Origin of the sequence: Pantoea sp. Mb-10 (genome assembly GCF_021272205.1) — a bacterium.
GTDB lineage: Bacteria > Pseudomonadota > Gammaproteobacteria > Enterobacterales > Enterobacteriaceae > Pantoea.
The window spans coordinates 22,755-37,685 of record NZ_JAJSDX010000012.1; the positions used below are offsets into that span (position 1 = coordinate 22,755).

12 protein-coding genes are annotated in these 14,931 nt (G+C 56.9%); 5 read left to right on the top strand and 7 right to left on the bottom strand.

All coding sequences use genetic code 11. The annotated features are described in order from the left end of the window. Positions 1-127 precede the first annotated feature (127 nt). Positions 128-397, top strand: coding sequence for a DUF1471 domain-containing protein (locus tag LU196_RS19170; protein WP_232761066.1), 270 nt, complete (start codon positions 128-130; stop codon positions 395-397). Here LU196_RS19170 and LU196_RS19175 read toward each other — a convergent pair whose 3' ends face one another. Together LU196_RS19175 and LU196_RS19180 are read right to left on the bottom strand one after the other, a co-directional pair. Beyond that, on the bottom strand, positions 398-2,086 hold the full coding sequence (locus LU196_RS19175) for an alpha-amylase family glycosyl hydrolase (protein WP_232761064.1): 1,689 nt from the start codon (positions 2,084-2,086) through the stop codon (positions 398-400). Positions 2,087-2,210: 124 nt separating this feature from the next. Then, positions 2,211-4,541 carry a Tex family protein gene (locus LU196_RS19180; RefSeq protein WP_370641028.1) on the bottom strand — a complete coding sequence of 777 codons (2,331 nt, stop codon included), beginning with the start codon at positions 4,539-4,541 and terminating at the stop codon, positions 2,211-2,213. Positions 4,542-4,748: 207 nt separating this feature from the next. Between LU196_RS19180 and greB the strand changes: the two genes are divergently transcribed. Next, a complete protein-coding gene (greB, locus tag LU196_RS19185) occupies positions 4,749-5,234 on the top strand; it encodes a transcription elongation factor GreB (protein WP_232761061.1) in 486 nt (161 codons plus the stop codon). Between the two features lie 117 nt (positions 5,235-5,351). On the opposite strand, the gene yjbE is transcribed toward greB, so the two are convergent. Further along, complete coding sequence (yjbE, locus tag LU196_RS19190) at positions 5,352-5,600, bottom strand: exopolysaccharide production protein YjbE (protein WP_232761060.1); 249 nt, start codon at positions 5,598-5,600, stop codon at positions 5,352-5,354. 509 nt (positions 5,601-6,109) lie between these two features. Here yjbE and ompR point away from each other — a divergent pair. Together ompR and envZ are read left to right on the top strand one after the other, a co-directional pair. Continuing rightward, the gene (ompR, locus tag LU196_RS19195; RefSeq protein WP_100701809.1) at positions 6,110-6,829 is read left to right on the top strand and encodes a two-component system response regulator OmpR; all 720 of its coding nucleotides are present in this window, start codon (positions 6,110-6,112) and stop codon (positions 6,827-6,829) included. Next, the gene (gene envZ / locus LU196_RS19200) at positions 6,826-8,184 is read left to right on the top strand and encodes a two-component system sensor histidine kinase EnvZ (protein WP_232761059.1); all 1,359 of its coding nucleotides are present in this window, start codon (positions 6,826-6,828) and stop codon (positions 8,182-8,184) included. The genes ompR and envZ overlap by 4 nt, the downstream gene beginning before the upstream one ends. A 44-nt stretch (positions 8,185-8,228) precedes the next feature. On the opposite strand, the gene pckA is transcribed toward envZ, so the two are convergent. The 4 genes from pckA to LU196_RS19220 form a co-directional block, all read right to left on the bottom strand. Then, the gene (pckA, locus tag LU196_RS19205; RefSeq protein ID WP_232761057.1) at positions 8,229-9,848 is read right to left on the bottom strand and encodes a phosphoenolpyruvate carboxykinase (ATP); all 1,620 of its coding nucleotides are present in this window, start codon (positions 9,846-9,848) and stop codon (positions 8,229-8,231) included. A 267-nt stretch (positions 9,849-10,115) separates the two neighbouring features. Beyond that, on the bottom strand, positions 10,116-10,988 hold the full coding sequence (gene hslO, locus LU196_RS19210; RefSeq protein WP_232761056.1) for an Hsp33 family molecular chaperone HslO: 873 nt from the start codon (positions 10,986-10,988) through the stop codon (positions 10,116-10,118). A gap of 25 nt (positions 10,989-11,013) precedes the next feature. Then, positions 11,014-11,415: a ribosome-associated heat shock protein Hsp15 gene (hslR, locus tag LU196_RS19215; RefSeq protein WP_232761054.1), complete on the bottom strand. Its 402-nt coding sequence runs from the start codon at positions 11,413-11,415 to the stop codon at positions 11,014-11,016. A 400-nt stretch (positions 11,416-11,815) separates the two neighbouring features. Beyond that, positions 11,816-13,957, bottom strand: coding sequence for an intracellular growth attenuator family protein (locus LU196_RS19220; protein WP_232761053.1), 2,142 nt, complete (start codon positions 13,955-13,957; stop codon positions 11,816-11,818). A 384-nt stretch (positions 13,958-14,341) separates the two neighbouring features. Here LU196_RS19220 and nudE point away from each other — a divergent pair, with 384 nt between their 5' ends. Further along, the gene (gene nudE, locus LU196_RS19225) at positions 14,342-14,908 is read left to right on the top strand and encodes an ADP compounds hydrolase NudE (protein WP_232761051.1); all 567 of its coding nucleotides are present in this window, start codon (positions 14,342-14,344) and stop codon (positions 14,906-14,908) included. Positions 14,909-14,931: the final 23 nt, after the last annotated feature.

Here is a 14,931-nt window from a genome sequence, read left to right on the forward strand (position 1 = left end):
CCACCAGCGGCAATACTTTTCTCGTGAGCTGCCTCGTTTTGCGGCGTGAATCAATCATCTTTCCCGCCAGTGGTGCTTCGCGAACGCTCACATCCCAATAATGGAAAATATGGATGAGGATTTGGCAATGAAGATGATGAAATGGGCTGTAGCTTCTCTGGTGATGGGTGCGGTGTCGTTTTCGGCGTTTGCGGCGAAGGAAGTGACCAAAGAAGAAGTGAAAAAAATGAACCTGACTAAGATCGGCACGGTAAACACCACGGCGGAAACCACCTCGCCAATGGATGCCAAGCGCGTGCTGTCAAAAGCGGCCGATGAGAAAGGGGGCAAGTACTTCATGGTGATCGCCGGTCGTGAACACGGCAAGTTCAGCGCCACGGCAGACGTGTACAAGTAATTAGCCGCGCAACCACATAAATTGCCATGCAGCGAGCGCGATCGGCTCGCTGCCATCAAGTTTACGCCCGCTGATGACATCCTGATAGCGCCGCGCCTGCGGCAGCGTCATCGTGACCTCCCGACCGCTCAGATTAAACACGCACAGTAATCCTTCATCGCTGTCCGGCGCGTGGCGACGGAACATCAGCAGCGCATTGTCACTCTCCAGCAGCGTCATGGGATTGTCGGGATGAAACGCGGGCTGACGCGTGCGCAGCTGAATGAGCGCGCTGAGGCGTTCAAACACCTGCTGACGCAGCGCATTGCCCCCGCCGATCCACTGTTCCACTTCGCGCAGGCTGTATTTTTCACGGTTGATGGCGCGGTTATGCCCGGCGGCGCGCACGCCCTCGTGGTCATTGCGCGATCCCAGAATGCTTTGAATATAAATGGCGGGCACGCCCGGAAACGCCAGCAGAATGGCGTGCGCCAGCAAAAAGCGTCGCAGCCGCGTCTCATCGTCATCGCTTTGATGATTCAGGGCATCCAGGTAAGTGACGTTCACTTCATACGGGCTGGTGGTGCCATCAGGATTGTTTTTGTAGGAGACCAGCGCCCCCTCCAGTGCCAGCTCGCGCACCAGCGCCCCAATCTCCGGTTCAGATAAAATGCCGCGCGCCGGATTCAGGCCAATCCCATCGTGTGAGGCAAGGAAATTAAAGAATGTGGTGCCGCCGTTGCCCAATGCCAGCGTGCTAGCCCACTGACGTAGCGCGCGCGCCGAGCCAGAGTGAATAGCATGCAGCACCAGCGGCGGCAGTGAAAACTGGTACACCATTTGGGCTTCGTCATGGCCGTTACCGAAGTAGCTGATGTTGTCTTTATGCGGCACGTTGGTTTCGGTAATGATCACCGTGCCCGGTGCCACTTCATCCGCGATGGCGCGGAACAATTTTACCAGCTGATGGGTTTTTGGCAGGTGGATACACGGGGTGCCCGGTGTTTTCCACATATAGCCGACGGCATCCAAACGGACATAATCCGCGCCCTTGTTCAGGTAGTCGAGCAGTACGCCGACCATGCGAATCAGCACCTCGGGATTGGCGAAGTTGAGATCGATTTGATCGGCGCTAAACGTGGTCCAGATAAAATGCGTCTCGCCGTTAGCCAGGGTGAAAGGCGTGAGCAGAGGAGAGGTGCGCGGGCGCGTCACGGCGCTGAGATCGGTGGCCGGCGGCATACTGATGAAAAAGTCGTCCCAGCCGGGATCCTGCGCCAAATAGTGGCGAAACCAGGCGCTGTGTGCCGACATATGATTGCAGACAAAGTCGAACATCAGGCGCGTTTCGCTATGCAGCGCCGCGATATGTTGCCAATCGCCGCAGATGGCATTGACTTTGTGGTAATCGATAACCGAGAAACCATCGTCGGATGAGTAGGGGAAAAAGGGCAGCAGGTGCACCAGATTAAAAGTGGATTGCAGATGCTGCTGAAAGAAGCGGGAAAAGCTCGACAGCGTGGGCTGCTCGGGTTCGCGGAACTGATCGGCGTAGGTAATCAGCACCACGTCTTTTTCGTCCCAATGCGCCTTACGCGGCAGTTTCACCCGATCGCGTGCTGCGCGAATGTGGGAGAGCAGACGTTCCCGCGCTGCAAGCGGAAAGCTGCCTTCGTAAATCTCATCGAGTAGTGCGTTGATTTTGTCCATCAGATCGCCGGGCCACGCGGAAGGTCATTTTTTCACACTGTTTTTTCAGCGTAGACGGGCCGGGCAATTTATCAACCTGCTCCGCGCGGAGGCGGCGAACCTCCGCGCGGTTTTCTCGGCAGGTTTAACGCTTCTTACCAAAGGCGGCGGCGAGGGCGTCACCCATCGCGCTGTTGCCCGATGGCGCAGCGCTGGATTTACCGCGCGCTTTCTCACGCGCAGCGGGACGCGCCGCGTCTTTGCTGCCGCTGCGGTTATTGCCGCTGCGCGCCGTGCTGTCACCGGGCTGCTCGTCCAGACGCATGGTGAGCGCAATGCGTTTGCGCGGCAGATCGACGTCCATCACCTTGACCTTCACGATATCGCCTGCTTTTACCACCTGATGGGGATCGTCCACGAACTTGTCGGACAAGGAGGAAATATGCACCAAACCGTCCTGATGCACGCCAATATCCACGAACGCACCGAAGTTGGTGACGTTGGTGACGGCGCCCTCCAGCACCATGCCGGGCAGCAGGTCGTTTAGCGTTTCCACGCCCTCGGCAAACTGCGCCGTCTTAAATTCCGGGCGCGGATCGCGGCCGGGTTTTTCCAGCTCGCGAATGATGTCGGTGACGGTGGGGAGACCAAAACGATCGTCGGTGAACTGGCGGGCATCGAGGTCACGCAGGCTGCGGGCATTGCCCATTAAATCGCTCAGCGCCTGCTCGGTGGCGGTCAGAATGCGCTCCACCAGCGGATAGGCTTCCGGGTGTACCGTAGAGGCGTCCAGCGGATTATCACCGTGGTTAATGCGCAGGAAGCCCGCGCACTGCTCAAAGGCTTTTGGTCCTAAGCGGCTCACCTTGAGCAGCTGCTGGCGATTCTGGAAGCGGCCGTGCTCGTCGCGCCAGCTCACAATGTTCTGCGCCATCATGCGGGTCAGGCCCGCCACGCGCGTCAGCAGCGCCACGGAGGCGGTATTGAGATCCACGCCCACGGCGTTGACGCAATCCTCAACCACGGCATCCAGCTTCTTCGCCAGCTGGCTCTGGCTGACGTCGTGCTGATACTGGCCCACCCCGATGGATTTGGGATCGATCTTCACCAGCTCTGCCAGCGGATCCTGCAGGCGGCGGGCGATGGACACCGCGCCGCGCAGGGAGACGTCGAGGTCAGGGAACTCCAGCGCGGCCAGTTCTGAGGCGGAGTAAACCGACGCGCCTGCTTCGCTGACAATAACCTTCTGCGCATTGACCGCCGGGAACTGCTTCTGTACGTCCAGGAAGAAGCGTTCGGTTTCACGCGAGGCGGTACCGTTGCCGATCGCCACCAGCTCAACCTGATGCTTCGTGCACAGCGCTGCCACAATGGTCGCCGCTTTCGCTGCCTGGCCCGTATGCGGATAAATGGTATCGGTGGCGACCAGCTTGCCTGTGGCATCCACGACCGCGACTTTTACGCCGGTACGCAGGCCGGGATCAAGCCCCATGGTGGCGCGCATGCCTGCGGGCGCCGCCATCAGTAAATCATGCAGGTTACGGGCGAAGACATTGATCGCCTCATCTTCCGCGCGCTCACGCACGGTGCCCATCAGTTCGGTTTCGAGGTGCAGCAGCACTTTAATGCGCCAGGTCCAGCTCACCACGGCTTTACGCCAGCTGTCCGCCGGGGCGTTATTCAGGCGCAGGTTGAGGTGCTCAGCGATCAGCGTCTCGCCGTAGCTTTCGCGCGGGGCTTCTTCAAACTGCGGGTCGGCGTTGAGAGAGAGTTGCAGGATGCCTTCATTGCGACCACGGAACATGGCCAGCGCACGGTGCGAGGGTACGCTGCTCAGCGCTTCATGATGATCAAAGTAGTCGCGGAACTTCGCGCCTTCTTCTTCTTTGCCTTCTACCACGCGCGACACCAAGTGCGCGTTTTTCCACAGGTAATCACGCACTTTCGCCAGCAGCGCCGCATCTTCGGCGAAACGCTCCATCAGGATATAGCGTGCGCCATCCAGCGCGGCGCGCACGTCGGCAACGCCCTTGTCAGCGTCCACATAGCCGGCGGCGATCGCTTCGGGCGTCTGTGACGGATCGCTCCACAGCGTCTCTGCCAGCGGTTCAAGACCGGCTTCAATCGCGATCTGGCCGCGCGTGCGGCGCTTCTGCTTGTAAGGCAGATACAGGTCTTCCAGTTCGGTTTTGTTCAGCGTGCTATTGATGGCGTCAGCCAGCTCCGGCGTGAGTTTGCCTTGGTCGTCGATGGATTTCAGAATCGACTGGCGACGCTCTTCCAGCTCGCGCAGGTAGCCTAAGCGGCTCTCGAGCTGACGCAGCTGGGTGTCATCCAGCCCGCCGGTCACTTCCTTACGATAACGTGCGATAAACGGCACGGTATTTCCTTCATCCAGCAAGCGAACGGCGGCATCAACCTGGTCGGCACGGGCTTTAAGCTCACTTGCGATAATCTGGCTCAGCGAATCTTTCATCATCAGTAACGGTCTTGCGTTCACAGGGTTAAAAACAGGGGACAGTTATACGGACTGAGGGCAGAAATTGCCAGCCGACGAGCCGGGAATGCGTCTTTTTCTGAACGTGGCTCGCGTACGCGAGCGCACGCCTTGATAGGGGCGCAGCGCTGGCTTATTGTGAGCCTCTTTATCTGCGCAACAATGCTGTTATCACGAGCTGACGTCATGAAAACCCAACTGATTACCCGCGAGGGCTACAACAAACTGCGTGCCGAGCACGACCACTTGTGGAATGAAAAGCGTCCGGAGGTCACGAAAATTGTCTCTTGGGCTGCCAGCTTGGGCGATCGTTCAGAGAATGCGGATTACACCTACAACAAACGCCTGCTGCGTCAGATTGATCGGCGCGTACGCTATCTGCGTAAATGCCTGGCCGAATTAAAAATTGTGGATTATGCGCCGCAGCAGGAAGGTAAAGTGTTCTTCGGGGCGTGGGTGGAAGTGGAAAACGAGCAGGGCGACGTAAAACGCTTTCGCATTGTGGGGCCGGATGAAATCTACGGCGATACCGTCAAAGAGTACATTTCAATTGACTCGCCGATGGCGCGCGCGCTGATTAAGAAAGCGGTGGATGACGAAGTGGTGGTTAACACACCGGAAGGGCAAAAAATCTGGTTTGTGAACCGCATTGAGTATGTGAAAGTGGATTAAACGCACCGGAGAAGCGCTGCCTCTTACGCTGAGACAGGACGGTTTTCTCCGGCGTCGTCGCCCGGGATACGCAAACAAGCATCATCGGCGGTGGCGCTAAAACGGCCAACGCGGCGTTTATTTACCCGGTGCCGTGGCAGTGGTGGTAGAGGTACTGCTGCTGCTGCCTTTATCGCCGCCACCGCCCATGGTGGCCAGCGCCACGCCCAGCAGTGCGCCAACGGCACCGATGCCGATGGCGTCAGAGTTACCTTTGGCCGTGGTAGAGGCTTGTGCACCTGCTGCTTCGCCGGCGCTGGTGGCCGCCTGAACCTGCGGGATGCCAGTCAGTATTAGCGCGCTCATCAGAACCAGGGTACTTTTCATTTTTACTCTCCATATGAACGTAGACACAGCGGAATGCATCCAGTCTCGGAGATAAAATGCGATGTGAAAAGTTAGCGTTATTTACTGATTTAAAAGGCTTTATTTTTGTCTGGACTTGAATCGTGGCCGTCAGGAATTGTTCCGAGCACAGCCGATAAGCTTTCGATGGAATAGCCACATTTTATGCTGTAAAAGTTATTTCATGAGAAATTAAATACTATTCATTTAACTCAAATTGTTCAGTGAGCCTCTTACCGCGCCGCTTCCCGACAACATAAGCCAGCGGCACAAAGAAAATCGGTGTTTTTTTCAGACAAGCGCTAGCTTGCCAGGCAGTCGCATAAAAAACGCGAAGTGCCACGCAATCTGCACCTTAAAACCAGGATAAGCTGCTGTTTAATATGCTTTGTAACAATTTCGGCTAGAATATAAACCATTAATGACTGTCACAGTCGGGTCCCTTTTTTACACAATATTGATTCAGGCAATGGCGCCTTTGGGAGTGGAACATGCAAGAGAATTACAAAATTCTGGTTGTTGATGACGATATGCGTTTGCGCGCGTTGCTTGAGCGCTATCTCACCGAACAGGGCTTTCAAGTACGCAGCGTGGCCAATGCCGAACAGATGGATCGTCTGCTGACCCGTGAATCATTTCACTTAATGGTGCTCGATCTGATGCTGCCGGGTGAAGACGGTTTGTCGATTTGCCGCCGCCTGCGCAGCCAAAGCAACCCGATGCCGATTATCATGGTCACCGCGAAAGGCGAAGAAGTGGATCGTATTGTTGGCCTGGAGATCGGCGCAGACGATTATATTCCGAAGCCGTTTAACCCACGTGAACTCCTCGCACGCATCCGTGCGGTGCTGCGCCGTCAGGCGAATGAGCTGCCGGGCGCACCGTCACAGGAGGAGGCGGTAATTGCGTTTGGTAAATTTAAGCTTAACCTCGGTACGCGCGAAATGTTCCGCGAAGATGAGCCGATGCCGCTAACCAGCGGTGAGTTTGCGGTGCTAAAAGCGCTGGTAAGCCATCCGCGTGAGCCGCTGTCGCGTGACAAACTGATGAATCTGGCACGCGGTCGTGAGTACAGCGCCATGGAGCGTTCCATTGACGTACAGATTTCTCGTCTGCGTCGCATGGTGGAAGAAGATCCTGCGCATCCCCGTTATATTCAGACCGTTTGGGGTCTTGGCTACGTCTTCGTTCCGGACGGCAATAAAGCATGAGGCGATTGCGCTTCTCACCCCGCAGTTCGTTTGCTCGCACCCTGTTGTTGATCGTTACCTTGCTGTTTGTCAGCCTGGTAACGACATACCTGGTGGTGCTTAACTTCGCCATTCTTCCTAGCCTGCAGCAGTTCAATAAAGTCCTCGCCTATGAAGTGCGTATGCTGATGACTGACCGTCTGCAGCTGGAGGATGGCACGCAGCTGGAAGTACCGCCGGCTTTCCGGCGCGAGATCTACCGTGAGCTGGGCATCTCGCTCTATACCAACGCGGCCGCAGAAGAGAGCGGCCTGCGCTGGGCGCAGCACTATGAATTTCTTAGCGAGCAGATGGCGCAGCAGCTTGGCGGCCCTACCGACGTGCGGGTTGAGGTCAACAAGAACTCACCGGTGGTATGGTTGAAAACCTGGCTGTCGCCGGATATCTGGGTGCGCGTGCCGCTGACGGAAATCCATCAGGGCGATTTCTCCCCGCTGTTCCGCTATACCCTGGCGATCATGCTACTGGCTATCGGGGGTGCCTGGCTGTTTATTCGCATCCAAAACCGACCGCTGGTCGACCTCGAACACGCGGCGTTGCAGGTAGGGAAAGGCATTATTCCGCCGCCGCTGCGCGAGTATGGCGCCTCTGAGGTGCGCTCCGTGACGCGTGCGTTTAACCAGATGGCTGCGGGCGTGAAGCAGTTAGCCGACGACCGCACGCTGCTGATGGCGGGCGTGAGCCATGATTTACGCACCCCGCTAACGCGCATCCGCCTCGCGACGGAAATGATGGGGGAACAGGATGGCTATCTTGCGGAGTCGATCAATAAAGATATCGAAGAGTGCAACGCCATCATCGAACAGTTTATCGACTACCTGCGTACCGGTCAGGAGATGCAGACGGAGCGGGCTGACCTTAACAGCGTGCTGGGTGAAGTGGTGGCCGCAGAAAGCGGCTACGAGCGCGAAATTGAAAGCGCGGTGATGCCGGAAGAGTTAATGCTGGATATCAACCCGCTGTCTATTAAGCGCGCGTTGGCGAACCTGGTGGTTAACGCGGCGCGCTACGGCAACGGTTGGATCAAAGTCAGTTCCGGCCAGGAGCTGAACCGCGCGTGGTTCCAGGTGGAAGACGACGGGCCGGGCATTGAGCCCGATCAGCTGCAGCACCTCTTCCAGCCTTTTGTGCGCGGCGACAGCGCCCGCAGCACCAGCGGTACCGGTCTCGGTCTCGCTATCGTGCAGCGTATTATCGATGCGCATGACGGATCGCTGGAGATTGGCGACAGCGAGCGCGGCGGTTTACGGATTCGCGCCTGGCTGCCAATCCCCAATAGCCTCGCCCCGGTGACGGCGAGCCCGGCTTCCGCGTAAAATAAAAAAGGCGGCTCACAGGCCGCCTTTTTTACGCGTAGCCCTTACAGCTGTGGACCCGCTTTCACCAACGCTTTACCGGCATCGTTGTCGGTATATTTTTCGAAGTTGGTGATAAAGCGCTGCGCCAGATCCTGCGCCGCCTGCTGCCAGGCCGCTTCATCCTGCCAGCTGTTACGCGGATCGAGAACCGCGTCGTCCACCTGCGCCAGCGCGGTTGGGATTTGCAGATTGAACACCGGCAGCGTCACGGTCTCAGCATTATCCAGCTCACCCGCCAGAATGGCATTAATGATGGCGCGGGTATCTTTCAGCGACATGCGTTTGCCGCTGCCGTTCCAGCCCGTGTTCACCAGATAAGCTTGCGCCCCCGCGGCTTCCATGCGCTTCACCAATACGTCAGCGTACTGCGTTGGGTGCAGCGTCAGGAAGGCTGCGCCAAAGCAGGCTGAGAAGGTCGGCGTTGGCTGCGTCACACCGCGTTCGGTGCCTGCCAGTTTGGCGGTGAAGCCCGACAAGAAGTGATACTGCGTCTGCTCCGGCGTCAGGCGCGATACCGGCGGCAACACGCCAAACGCGTCGGCGGTCAGGAAGATCACTTTTTTGGCGTGGCCCGCTTTCGAGACGGGTTTAACGATGTTGTCGATGTGCTCGATAGGATAGGACACGCGGGTGTTTTCGGTCTTGCTGCCGTCGGCGTAATCTACGCTGCCGTCGGCGCGCACCACCACGTTCTCCAGCAGCGCATTGCGGCGAATGGCGCGATAGATCTCCGGCTCGGCCTGCTCAGACAGGTTGATGGTTTTGGCGTAGCAGCCACCCTCAAAGTTGAAGACGCCGTCATCGTCCCAGCCGTGCTCATCATCCCCAATCAGCTGGCGATCGGGATCGGTAGAAAGCGTGGTTTTACCCGTGCCGGACAACCCAAAGAACACGGCTACGTCGCCGGCTTTGCCCACGTTCGCCGAGCAGTGCATTGAGGCGATGCCCTTGAGCGGCAGCAGGTAGTTCATGATAGCGAACAGGCCTTTCTTCATCTCACCGCCATACCACGTGCCGCCAATCAGCTGCATGCGCTCGGTGAGGTTAAAGGCCACGAAGTTCTCGGAGTGCAGTCCCTGCGCCTGCCAGTCTGGATTGGTGCACTGGGCCGCATTGAGTACGACGAAGTCGGGTTTGAACGTCGCCAGCTCTTCCTCGCTGGGGCGAATGAACATGTTTTTCACGAAGTGCGCCTGCCAGGCCACTTCCATGACAAAACGGACGCTAAGGCGCGTGTCAGGGTTGGCACCGCAAAAGGCGTCAATCACAAAGAGTCGCTTGTTGGAGAGCTGTGCGGTGCAGCGATCTTTCAGCGCCTGCCAGGTTTCCTGTGACATCGGCTGGTTATCATTTTTGCCGTTCCCTACGTCGTTCCACCACAGCGTGTCACGCGTGGTGTTGTCTCGCACAATGTATTTATCTTTGGGCGAGCGTCCGGTGAAGATACCGGTATCCACGGCAATCGCGCCGCTCTGCGTCAGAGTGCCTCGCGCATAACCTTCCAGCTCCGGACGGGTCTCTTCCTGAAACAGCGTATCAAAGTCAGGGTTGTACACCACTTCCGTGGTGCCGCTGATGCCTATGGCAGCGAGGTCTTGCGATGTCAGGCCGTTAACGCGCATGTGACTGCTCCTTAAATCGGTACTTCATTGCATTTTTGTGTGAGAGGTTCTGCTTCCTGCCATCCGGTGTCAGGCAGTGCAGATCGCGCGCAGTGTACACGTCTGAGCAAGGGGTAAAAGTGAAGATAGTTAAAAATGCGAACTGGAACGTGACAAGCAGATAAATCCGCCACTTATAAAAGTAAAGTCAGCGAAAGGAAGGTAATTTTCGTGCGAAATCATTAAGGTGGGCGTAAAAGGATGGGGCGGTATGACCGCCCCTGATGCTCAGTGCAGCACGGTATTATCGTTGGAAGGGGAGTTGCGCAGGGCGGCGATATCATCCGCGTCGTAAACATAGTGCGAACCGCAATAATCGCAGTGCATATCGATTTTGCCATCCTCGGCCAGGATCTCATCGACCTCTTCCGCTGGCAGCGTTTTTAACACTTCACCGCAGCGCGCGTGCGAGCAGGTGCACTTAAAGATCACCGGGGAAGGATCGTAGACGGTTGCCTCTTCCTGATGATACAGGCGCCAGAGCACTTCCGTGGCCGGCAATTCAATCAGCTCGTCGCTTTTTACCGTTTCGGTGAGCGTGGCGAGATGGTTGAAGTCGTCGAGGTTGGTATCCTGCGCGGGCAGGACCTGCAGCAGGATACCGGCGACACCTTGGCTGCTGGTACGGATGAACAGGCGCGTCGGCAGCTGCTCAGAGCGCATAAAGTAATCCTCCAGGCAGCCTGCCAGCGTATCCGCCTCCAGGCCTACCACGCCCTGATAGCGCTCGCCTTTTTCCGGCGAAATGGTGATCACCAGATAGCCATTGCCCACCATCTCTTTCAGGCTGCTGCCCGCAGCGATCTCGGCACCCTCTTTGATACGGGCTACGCCGCGCATTTCTTGACGGTGGTTGCCGTTGATGACCGCCAGCGTCAGCGGACCATCGCCCTGCAACTGCACGGTAATGTCGCCTTCAAACTTCAGCGTCGCGGTCAGCAGGCTGGTGGCAACCAGCAATTCGCCCAGCAGGGTATTCACCGGCTCAGCGTAGCCGTGGTTTTTGACGATATCGCGCCAGGTTTCGGAGGCGTTCACCAGTTCGCCGCGCACGGCGACATTATCGAACAGGTAACGGTGCAGTTGATCATTCACAGACATAGTATTTCTCTCACAGGGGCGAGAATTATTCATCGCCCGATAATTTAAATTTCATCAGATCGCGACGTTCCTTTTTGTCTGGACGACGATCGGGATGCGGCATCGACAGGGCGTTCATCTTACGCGCCAGCGCGGTCTTCTCGCGCTTTTCAATGCTGGCGTCGGTTTCAGCGTACATCTGCTGCGCTTCGCTAGCCGGACGACGCTGGTCGCTGACGGCGGTGACAATTACCGTGCGTTCATCGTTGCCCTGGCGCAACGTCAGTTCTGCCTGCAGCTCAACCACTTTGCCAGGCTTGCTGCGCTGACCGTTATAATGGACCTTTCCGCCTTCAATCATCTCCCGCGCCAGCGCGCGGGTTTTATAGAAGCGCGCCGCCCACAGCCATTTATCCAGGCGAACGTCTTCCGGTTTTTTCTCTTTCATCTTTTACCCCTCCTGCAGTCGCGCAACGCTTTACCCGCGGACGAGAGACACACTCGGCAAGGGACGCTGGAAAGATGGCTCAACCCGCATGCGGTTTTATCGCGCGCAGCGCACGTTGGCGATTCAGGGCGTGCGTAAGCGAAAAACGGGGTTTCACGTGCGAATACCCAAAAGTATGGGTGGAACGTCATAAATCAAGGTGAGCGGTGAATCCAATTTGCGTCTGCTGAGCGGCAAGCATCCATCCAGCAGCATCAGCACGGAGCCCGCGTTGTTAACACGCTCTTTGTTTAGCATAGGCGTTACGGCCCGATCTTTCTGCGCCAAACGGCCAGCATTACCGCGTCGAGATGCGATCTCACGGTAAAACCGGCGACAGGGTAGCACAGAAGCAAAGGGGTCAGAACAGGGAGCGCACGCTCTGCATAGTGCTCAGGTTATGGTTAAAGCACTTGTCGTAGTACTGCTGAATCTCCACCATGCGCAGGCGATTGCGATGCATGCGGCGCAGCGTCAGTAAGCCATTGGCGACGGCGCAGATCATCAGCACTAACATCAACAGCGCGGTAGCGGGATAGCGCCACTGCGCCATCGCATCGGGCGCACTGTGCAGCGCGATGTGGCGCGTACCGTTGGCATCCGTGGACAAACCGGTAATGATGCCATTGGCGGAGAAGGGCGTGTGCAGCAGCATGGCGGAAAGCCGCTGCAGTTCCTGCCACTGCTCGGGCGCGTCCAGATCGAACAGGGATACCGCCGGTGCAGGATGATTTACCATCTGGCGGCCGTCGTCGCTGATGATCAAGAAGCCTCCCGGCGGCGGGCTGTTAAGCGTTTCAGCAGCGCGCCGCGTCTCACGCGAAAAGAAGCTGGAGGTGGCGCTGGTCACCAGATTTTCCAACGCCTCTGCGCTGACGGGACGCAGCAGCACGTTCATGCCGTTCAGTTTGCCAGAGTCAGCACGGTGGATCAGCGCGTCCCAATCTTTGGCGTTGCCCAGATTCACCAGCGCGTTTTTCAGCCGCATGCAATCCTGCTGCTGGCTGCACAGTGCCTGCGTTTTCAGCACCAGATCGGAAAAGTCATCCAGCAAAATCATGCCGGATTTTTGAATCGCTGAGGCAAGCTGCGGATTGAGCTTAGCGTCAGTGTTGGTTTCAGGATGCAGCTGGCGCGTGGTGGTATCCAGCAGGGCGGCGGCTTTATCAATGATGTCTGACTGCGGCTGCGGTAGCGGTGCGGCGTTGTTCCAGTAAATCGCGGAGCAATCAAACGGCATAAAGGTGTAGGTGCGGTTGCTCTGATAATTGCCGGGCACTGAGCACATGCCGGTCCCGCTGACTTTCAGGCTGTCACCGATACGCAGCGGAATCGCACTTAGCTTATCGACGCTGCTGACCTCGATACTTTCTGTGCCTTTTACCCAGGCAAGGCTGAGTTTGATCGGCATCCCAAGCGGGATCCACGTGAACAGTAAGATCAGCACCAGCAGCGATCCGCAGGCCAGCACGAGATTTTTACGCCAGCGCTGAATAGGGAAGTTGCGTACCTCATCCTGCAGCGACAGGAATTTGCCCTGGCGAACCACCTGGCGGTTCAGGTACATATCCACATCGGTCACTTGACCCAGATCGTGGGCAACGTACGGCTGCCAGTGCGTGGGGTAAATCAAATCAATAATGCCCAGCGAGATGTTGGTCTGCTCCTGATTGGATTCGCCAAACAATCCCCAGCGCTTGGGCGCACCGCGCAGGCAGTGAATGTCCCTTAACCCTTTCTCACCGGGCACGCGATACAGCGACCACACGCTGACGGCAATCATGGCGCCGCCTAACAGGGCCACCCAAATCATCATGCTGCCCGGCACCACCAGGCTGAGGAACAGCAGCAGAAAGGCCAGGCAAATCACCACGGCTTCACGCATGCCATCAGGACGCGAAAGACGATACTCTTCGGGTGTCTCTTTACGCACCTGCAGCAGCTCGACGTTTTCCCCTTCTTCTTTACGAATTGAGGCATTGGTAGACATCGGGCGCACCAGCGGCGGCAGCGCCGGCTGGTCCACGGCGTAGTTCACCAGCGAATGGCCATTAAGGGAAATCACCAGCGGCAGCGTCTGCGTACGGATCAGCTCGACGTAATTCTCTTCGGCAATGTATTGCTCCCACTGCGGCGGCAGATGGACTTCGACTTCGTCCAGATAATAGCGCCATTTTTGTGGGTCGTCTGTGGAGAGGCCATAGCGGGTAATCGCGCGCGTGACCGGATAAACGTGGTTGCTTTGCGCGGTGAGCGCCAGCGCTTGAGGCTGACGTGTGCGCCGCGAAGCGCGATCGGGACGCTGCTGCCACTCGTTCGCCAGCGAGGCAATATACTTTTCTACAGCGCTGCGTTCTTCATGAGTGAGCTTGCGGCAGGGCGGATTGATAAAGGGCAGCGGCTTCGCCAATGGCGGACGTCCCCGCATAGCGAACCAAAAGGCGATGCCTGCCAATAGCGAACAGGCCAGCATCACGGCCAGAATGACAATAAAAGTGCTCATGCTCTGCTCAATCCAGCCAAAAAACCGCCTTCACGTTTACGCTGCGCTCCCAGAAAACCATCAATGTCCGTTAATTTTGGCGAGCAGAAGTTAATCTGACAAGATAAACCCACAGAAAATAACGCACAAAATCATTGGATTATAATTTATTAGATTTTTCCTTGATAGGATCTTATCCAGGGCGTCGATAATAAAAAATCGGCTTTTTCTTAATTTAGGTGTACCTCGTTGACTTATTGCGAAAAATTACGTCATGGCAACACAGGTGCAGCGACGTAGTAAGGTGCAAGCGGGCTTTACAGATGTGCGTATCGCACATTGTTTCGGGCTTCGGTATGCTGTGGCCATCGCGTTCACAAGGCAGTGCTTAGTTTGAGGCTGATTATGAAAAATCCCCTGCAGAAACCCGACATCCTCAGCATAGAGGCCGTTGCCCGCTCTCGTTTATTCACAATAGAAGCCGTTGATCTTGCTTTCAGCAATGGCGCCCGTCGGGTATACGAAAGAATGAAGCCTTCGGGGCGCGAAGCCGTGATGATTGTGCCGATCTTGGGCGATGAAGTGATCCTGATTCAGGAGTACGCCGTCGGGCTGGAAAACTATGAGCTGGGCTTTCCTAAGGGGCTGATCGACCCCGGTGAAACGCCTTTTGAAGCGGCAGACAGAGAATTAAAAGAGGAAGCCGGCTATGGTGCCACGCGCCTGGAAGCGCTGGGTAAGCTGACCATGGCGCCGTCTTACTTCTCAAGCAAAATGAACATTGTGGTGGCGGAAGGCCTCTATGAAGAGAAACTCGAGGGCGATGAGCCGGAGCCGCTGATCGTCCGCCGCTGGCCGCTGAATAATCTGCTGGCGCTGTTGGAGGAGCCGGATTTCCGCGAGGCGCGTAACGTCAGCGCGCTGTTTATGGTGCGGGAGTGGCTGGTGAAGCAGGGACGTATTCACTACTGAGCAAATGACATGCATAAAAAAGC

Bases quoted from the DNA above. Each gene is read 5' to 3' on its own strand.
- nudE (WP_232761051.1), top strand. From the start codon at position 14,342: ATGAAAAATCCCCTGCAGAAACCCGACATCCTCAGCATAGAGGCCGTT.
- LU196_RS19220 (WP_232761053.1), bottom strand. From the start codon at position 13,957: ATGAGCACTTTTATTGTCATTCTGGCCGTGATGCTGGCCTGTTCGCTA.
- greB (WP_232761061.1), top strand. From the start codon at position 4,749: ATGAAAACCCAACTGATTACCCGCGAGGGCTACAACAAACTGCGTGCC.
- hslR (WP_232761054.1), bottom strand. From the start codon at position 11,415: ATGAAAGAGAAAAAACCGGAAGACGTTCGCCTGGATAAATGGCTGTGG.
- yjbE (WP_232761060.1), bottom strand. From the start codon at position 5,600: ATGAAAAGTACCCTGGTTCTGATGAGCGCGCTAATACTGACTGGCATC.
- envZ (WP_232761059.1), top strand. From the start codon at position 6,826: ATGAGGCGATTGCGCTTCTCACCCCGCAGTTCGTTTGCTCGCACCCTG.
- LU196_RS19170 (WP_232761066.1), top strand. From the start codon at position 128: ATGAAGATGATGAAATGGGCTGTAGCTTCTCTGGTGATGGGTGCGGTG.
- hslO (WP_232761056.1), bottom strand. From the start codon at position 10,988: ATGTCTGTGAATGATCAACTGCACCGTTACCTGTTCGATAATGTCGCC.
- LU196_RS19180 (WP_370641028.1), bottom strand. From the start codon at position 4,541: ATGAAAGATTCGCTGAGCCAGATTATCGCAAGTGAGCTTAAAGCCCGT.
- LU196_RS19175 (WP_232761064.1), bottom strand. From the start codon at position 2,086: ATGGACAAAATCAACGCACTACTCGATGAGATTTACGAAGGCAGCTTT.
- pckA (WP_232761057.1), bottom strand. From the start codon at position 9,848: ATGCGCGTTAACGGCCTGACATCGCAAGACCTCGCTGCCATAGGCATC.
- ompR (WP_100701809.1), top strand. From the start codon at position 6,110: ATGCAAGAGAATTACAAAATTCTGGTTGTTGATGACGATATGCGTTTG.